This is a genomic window from Streptomyces sp. SID1328 (assembly GCF_009865595.1).
Lineage (GTDB): Bacteria > Actinomycetota > Actinomycetes > Streptomycetales > Streptomycetaceae > Streptomyces > Streptomyces griseoluteus.
Map to the genome: position 1 here is coordinate 1 of NZ_WWKH01000361.1, position 6394 is coordinate 6394.

The following is a 6394-nucleotide window of genomic DNA, read 5'->3' on the forward strand; positions in this document are numbered from 1 at the left end:
CTCGAGCTCGTCCTGAAGCAGGTCGGGGTCTGTTCCCCACCGCCGCCATTCCTCGCCCAAGCCGAACGAACACACCAGATCGTCGTCAACGGCACAGGAGAACGTGGGGGGCGGGTGGAACGCCTGGGGATCGAATGTGGAAGATGCCCCGACGGCCGTGTGGCGGGCGGTGGAAGTTCTGGACTGCTAAGAGACCGTTTCTGATGGTGGGTCTGTCTCGTCACTGAGGCCATGGCAGGTCTCGCGGGGCGCCGGTGAGCTGCCGGTACGCCGCCGCGGCACTCGTCGACTCGACTGCGTGGTCACCTCGCGCGAGCGGGTGCCGTTTGCGGCCACCCTGCTGCACCGGCTGCCCCGCTTGAAGCTGCTGATCGCCTCCGGCTGCACAACTCAGTGATCGACTACGCGGCGGCGACAGCCGGACTCCGCGTCGGTCTCACCCACAGCATTGACGTGAGCACGCCCCACCACTACGTTGCCACAGCGCTGAGACAACGTTGTCAATCATGCCGTGGAGGTTCCCGGTTCCGCCTCGCTCTCCCCCACTCCCACAGGAGGCACAGAACGATGTCCTGGATCTCGTTAGGCAGACCCCGGCGTGCGCGTCGGGGCTACGCGGCGGCTGCCGCCGTCGCAGGGGCCGCACTGGTCGGCGCGTACGCGCTGCCCGCGTCGGCGGCACCCGCACGGGTCGCGGATTTCGTGGCTCATCCGGCCGATCTGGTCAACCCGTTCATCGGTACGTCCAACGACGCCAATGACTTCCCCGGCGCCGACGTGCCGTTCGGCATGGTGCAGTGGAGCCCGGACACCTCGTCGCGGCCGCCGGGCGGGGGGTATGAGTACAAGGACTCCTCGATCACGGGCTTCAGTCTCACGCACATCGCCGGGCCCGGCTGCGGGGCGGCGGGGGACGTGCCGGTGCTGCCGACGGTCGGGGCCGTCGACAACTCGGCCACCGACTCCTTCTCGCACGCCAACGAGTCCGCCACGGCGGGGTCGTACAAGGTCGCGCTGGACAACAAGGTGACCACCGAGCTGACCACCACCACGCGCAGCGGGATGGCGCGGTTCACCTTCCCGGCGACCACGCAGGCGAACCTGCTCTTCAAGCTGAACGGCAGCCAGAACGGCGCCAGTTCGACCCAGTTCAACGTGGTGTCCAGCACCGAGGTCAGCGGGCAGGTGACGAGCGGCCGGTTCTGCGGGGCCGGGAACAGCTACACCGTCTACTTCGACATGGTCTTCGACCGGCCCTTCGCCACCAGCGGCAGCTCGCTCGCGGCGCCGAAGCCGGCGCCGAGCACCAGGCGGGCCGGGAAGAACGCGGCGGACCGGCCCAACCACCCGCGCCTGCACGGCACGGCGCCCAAGGCCGTCACGGACGACACGGCCCCCAAGGCCGCCGCGTCCAACGCCCACGTCACCTTCGACACCGGTTCCAGCCGGGTCGTCCAGGCCAAGGTGGGCGTCTCCTACGTCTCGGTCGCCAACGCGAGCGCCAACCGCGCCGCCGAGAACCCCAATTGGAATTTCGACACCGTCCGCACCTCGGCGCACGACGCCTGGGACTCGGCGCTGGGCAAGGTGCTGATCGGCGGCGGGACCTCGGACCAGCAGAAGATCTTCTACACCGCGCTCTACCACTCGCTGCTGCACCCGAACGTCATCAGCGACACGGGCGGCCAGTACTTCGGCTTCGACGGCAGGACGCACACGGTGGACTCCGGCCACCGGGCCGCGTACGCCAACTACTCCGGCTGGGACATCTACCGCTCCCAGGCCCAGTTGGAGGCGCTGGTCAGCCCCCAGGTGGCCTCCGACACCGCCCAGTCGATGGTCGACGACTACCAGCAGACCGGGATCTTCCCCAAGTGGTCCGAGAACAACGGCGAGTCCTACGTCATGGTCGGTGACCCGGCCGCCGCGATCATCGCCGACTACTACGCCTTCGGCGCGCGGAACTTCGACACCTCGGCGGCCCTCGCCGGTCTGGTGAAGCAGGCCGGCACCGCCAACAACGACCGGCCGGGCCTCAATTACCTCGACAATCCGGGATACGAGCCCCACGACGGCAGCTACGGATGCTGCAACTTCTACGGCCCCGTCGCCACCACCCTGGAGTACGACACCGCCGACTTCGCCCTCTCCGCCTTCGCCGGTGCCCTGGGCGACACCGGGAGCCAGAAGACGTACGCGCACCGGGCGCAGGACTGGCGCAACGTGCTCAACCCCGCCTCCGGTTTCGTCCAGCCGCGCAACCTCAACGGCACCTGGACCGGCGGGTTCGACCCGACCAGCGGGACGGACATGGTGGAGGCCGACTCCTGGATCTACACCGGCATGGTGCCGTTCGACGTGGCCGGGCTCGCCACCGCCAAGGGCGGCAACAGGGTGATGGGCGACTACCTCGACACCGTGCTGCGCAGCTACACCGGCGCGAACGGCTACGCCTGGGTCGGCAACGAACCGAGCATCGAACTCCCCTGGGAGTACGACTACATCGGCATGCCGTACAAGACCCAGGCGACGGTACGGGCGGTGCAGGACCAGATCTGGTCCAACTCCCCCGCCGGTCTGGCCGACGGCAACGACGACCTGGGCGCGATGAGTGCCTGGTACGTCTGGTCGGCGCTCGGTATGTTCCCGATGACGCCGGGCACGGCCGATCTCGCCCTCGGTTCGCCGCTGTTCCCGCAGGCGCAGGTCACGCTGCCCTCGGGCAGGGCGCTCACGATCAACGGCTCCGGCGCGGCGGACAACGCGCCCTACGTCCAGTCGGCGACCTTCAACGGCTCGGCGTGGAACAACGCCTACGCTCCGGCCTCCGCGCTCACTTCGGGCGGCACCCTCGGCTTCACCCTGGGCACCACGGCCAACACCGCGTGGGCCGCCGGGACTTCGGCCGCTCCCCCGTCCTACCCCGGCGACACCTCCGCCCCCGCCAGGCCACGGGTGGGTCCGGTGAAGTCCGGTGTCAGTTCCTCCCTCTGCGTGGACGACGCCAACTCCGGTACGGCGGACCACACGGCGATCCAGCTGTGGACCTGCAACGGTACGTACGCCCAGGACTGGACGGTCGCGTCGGACGGCACCCTGCGCACGCTCGGCAAGTGCCTCGACGTGACGAACAGCGGGACGGCCGACGGCACCCTCGTCCAGCTCTATGCCTGCAACGGCACGGGCGCGCAGAAGTGGACGGCCGGCTCGGACGGCTCGCTGAAGAACGCCAACTCCGGTCTGTGCCTGGACGATCCCAACTCCGCCACGGCGGAGGGCACCCGGCTGCAGATCTACGCCTGCAACGGGTCGGCGGCCCAGAAGTGGACCCTTCCGGCGGCCTGAGCTCCCGAGTGCGGTCCCGTCCTCGGGCGGGGCCGCACTCGGCCGGCCCGGAAGCCCGGCGCGGTCCCGTCGGGGCATCCACGATGCCCGCACAGTGCCTCGCTCGCCCTGGCGCCGCCCGTGAGCGGTCGGCACCATGGGCCCACTGAGGAAAGGTGCGAGATGGCGACACACCAGCGGCGGAACCGGCAGGAAGCCGGGAACGAGGCGGTACAGGACCGGAGTTCTGCTTCCGGGGGCCGGACGGAGGCCGTGCGGCCCGTCGGGCCCGGGCGGGCGGTGAGTCCGGCCGGTGTCGCGGCGCTCCAGCGGTCAGCCGGGAACGCCGCAGCCGCGGCCGCCGTGCAGCGGTCCTCGGTCCACCGGGTGCTGCGGGGGCCCGGACGGCCGCTGGACGCCTCGGTGCGCGGGGAGATGGAGGCGCGGTTCGGGACCGGGTTCGGGGATGTGCGGGTGCACAGCGGGCCGGACGCGGAGCGGTCGGCGACCGAGATCGGTGCCCGCGCGTACACCGCGGGCAGTCATGTCGTACTGGGGCGCGGCGGCGGGGACAAGCACACCCTGGCGCACGAGCTGACGCATGTCGTGCAGCAGCGGCAGGGGCCGGTGTCCGGTACCGACTCGGGGCACGGGTTCGCCCTGTCCGATCCCGGTGACCGTTTCGAGCGGGCCGCGGAGGCCAACGCGCACCGGGTGATGTCCGGTCCGGTGCCGGACCACGGGGGCGCCTCCGACCCGGTGCAGCGGGCCGCCGGCGCGGACCCCGGCATGGTGCAGCGGGCCCTGACCATGGACCTGGAGAACGCACATGTCTCGCACTATGTGCCTGCCAAGAAGGGGGCCGGGGCCGCACAGAACCTGCCGATCCAGCGTCCGCACGAGGTGAGCGGCCCGGTCAAGAAGACCGGCACCAAGGGCCGGCCCGCCGCGCCCAACCCGATCGCGGTGCGCAAGCTCCAGCAGGCGTACAAGGGGCAGGCGGCGGCCCACAAGTGGAAGGTGCCCACCGAGGCGGACGTGTGGCGGGACCTGTTCGGCGGCGCCGGGTACGACCGCGGGCACGTCATGGGTCTGGAGGTCGGCGGTGTGGACGACGCCCGGAACATCGTCCCGCAGTGGTCCCTCAACCAGGGCACCGGCATGTGGCGTCGCATGGAGCAGGCGCTCGCGGACATCGACTCGGGAACCGTGCGCTTCGTGGTGCACTACGCGTCGGATAACGGCAACCACCGCGCGGTGATGGTGCCGACCCGGATCGACGTCTACCACGACGGAGCGCCGTACAAGCAGTGGGACAACGAGCCGGACACCAACGACCTGATCAGGTCCGGCGCCGAACCGAGCGACCTGTTCTTCTTCTACGAGAAGGCGATGGACGACCTCGACCGCCGCTCCGGCGAGACCCTGACGTCCGCGGAGATGGACGACTTCGTGCTGCTCGCGCTCGGCGCCGACCGGGCCGACATGCTCTCGCACAATGACTACCACGACGCGCGCGCCCAGGGCGGAACCCCGGCCGCCGGTGCCGCCGCGCAGCACGCCGCGGGCATGTCCAAGTCGGTCATCCCCGCCGACCGCCGCAAGAAGCAGCTCGAACGGTATGTGGCGGCGGGCTTGGTGACCCAGCACGGTACGGGCGACAAGGCCACCTACACGCTGCACGACGCGCCGGGCCCGTCGCCGGACAGCGACTCCAGTTCCTCCAGCAGTTCGGACGTGGAAATGTCCGACGGGTCCCAGTCGCAGGGGCAGCCGTTCATGACCATGACCTTCGACTCGCAGAGCAGCGGGGACGAGTACCAGGGGTCCGACGACCAGATGTCGACCTCTCCCTGAGCCGGCCGCCCGGCACCCGCTCAGGCGGCGCCCGGAGAGTCCGAACGGGGCGGTTCGCGCGCGGAGCTGGAGCGGGTGCTGGGCGGGGTGCCGGTGTCCCGGAAGCGCAGGTCGCGGCCGTGGCGGCGGAAGAGGTCGGTGACGAAATCGTCCAGCGCCTCGATCTCCCCCTCGCGCGAGTGGATGTCGGCGAGGGCGGCGCGCTGCTCCTGGTCGATCACGCGCTGCTTGTCGCGCCACGCCTGGCCGGCCGGGGCCCGGGGCAGGTCCTCGAACTCCTTCTGGGTCCGGACGTGGAAGCTCTCCACCGGCTCCAGGATCGGCGGGCCGCCCGAGGGGTCCTCATGAGAGTGGTGGACGACGAAGACCAGGCCGTCCACGTCGCCCCTGGCGATGGAGGTGCGCAGCTCGGGCCACCGGCGCCGGGACCAGGCGTTCGTCCCGGTCCGTCCCCTGCCTGGGTGTGCGCAACGCGCTCTCCCACCCCCCATCGAACGGAGCCGGATCATGACGGTTGCCCTGCTCCGGTGCTTAGAGGAGATCAAGCCAAGTTTGATGCATAGTCAATGACGGTTACACGCGGTTACCGAGAGAAATTCAGGCAAGACACCCGAACATACTCGCGCAATTCGGTCATCTGACCGACAGAGCCGGGGGTCCGTTTTCCGGACGCCCGGCCCTGTCGCGGCTTTGCATCACGGCGCGTCTCGAAGAGCATGGGCGTGACGCCCCAAGTCACCTGATGTCGCTGAGCACTCCGCTGACGTTGAGCACCTCATGGCACTCCTGGGCCCGCCTGCCGGTGGCGGGGGTGCCCGGCTTGGCACAGGTGACCTGGGCGGTGACCGTGTCGTTCGCGGCGATCCTGATGGGGGTGACCCAGTGATAGTCCTGGTTGCGGAAGGTCTCCAGCGCGATCGTCGTGATCTTCCGCTCGCCGAAGTTGATGGTCAGCACCCCCTCGTCGCCCTGGAAGTTGGCCACGACGATGTCGGTGACCTGGAACACCTTGTCCGCGGGCACCGTGTAGGTGCCGGTCTTCTCCGAGCCGCCGCCCGTCTGTACGTCGATGGTGGCCGAGCTCTGGCCGCCACCGGCCAAGCCGCCACCGCCGCCGTCGCCGGTTCCGGTCCCGGTGCCCGTACCGGCACCGCCGCCCGTACCCGGCCGGCTGCCCGCGCCACCCGTGCCGGTGCCGGGCACCCCGCCGTCG

The 6394-nt window shown here is 70.3% G+C and carries 3 protein-coding genes and 2 pseudogenes; 3 read left to right on the forward strand and 2 right to left on the reverse strand.

The genetic code is table 11. The annotated features are described in order from the left end of the window. Positions 1 to 292: 292 nt before the first annotated feature. The 3 genes and pseudogenes from GT030_RS10785 to GT030_RS10795 form a co-directional block, all read left to right on the forward strand. Positions 293 to 420: pseudogene (locus GT030_RS10785) on the forward strand (D-2-hydroxyacid dehydrogenase family protein); the annotation flags it as partial. A gap of 147 nt (positions 421 to 567) precedes the next feature. Further along, positions 568 to 3345 carry a lectin gene (locus GT030_RS10790; RefSeq protein WP_237522308.1) on the forward strand — a complete coding sequence of 926 codons (2778 nt, stop codon included), beginning with the start codon at positions 568 to 570 and terminating at the stop codon, positions 3343 to 3345. Between the two features lie 162 nt (positions 3346 to 3507). Continuing rightward, positions 3508 to 5181 (forward strand): DUF4157 domain-containing protein, encoded by a 1674-nt coding sequence (locus GT030_RS10795; protein ID WP_161200908.1) that lies wholly within the window; start codon positions 3508 to 3510, stop codon positions 5179 to 5181. 20 nt (positions 5182 to 5201) lie between these two features. Here the strand turns inward: GT030_RS10795 and GT030_RS10800 are convergent, their stop codons facing one another. Together GT030_RS10800 and GT030_RS10805 are read right to left on the reverse strand one after the other, a co-directional pair. Then, on the reverse strand, positions 5202 to 5561 hold the full coding sequence (locus GT030_RS10800) for a hypothetical protein (RefSeq protein WP_161200909.1): 360 nt from the start codon (positions 5559 to 5561) through the stop codon (positions 5202 to 5204). 355 nt (positions 5562 to 5916) lie between these two features. Next, positions 5917 to 6394: pseudogene (locus GT030_RS10805) on the reverse strand (hydrolytic protein); the annotation flags it as partial.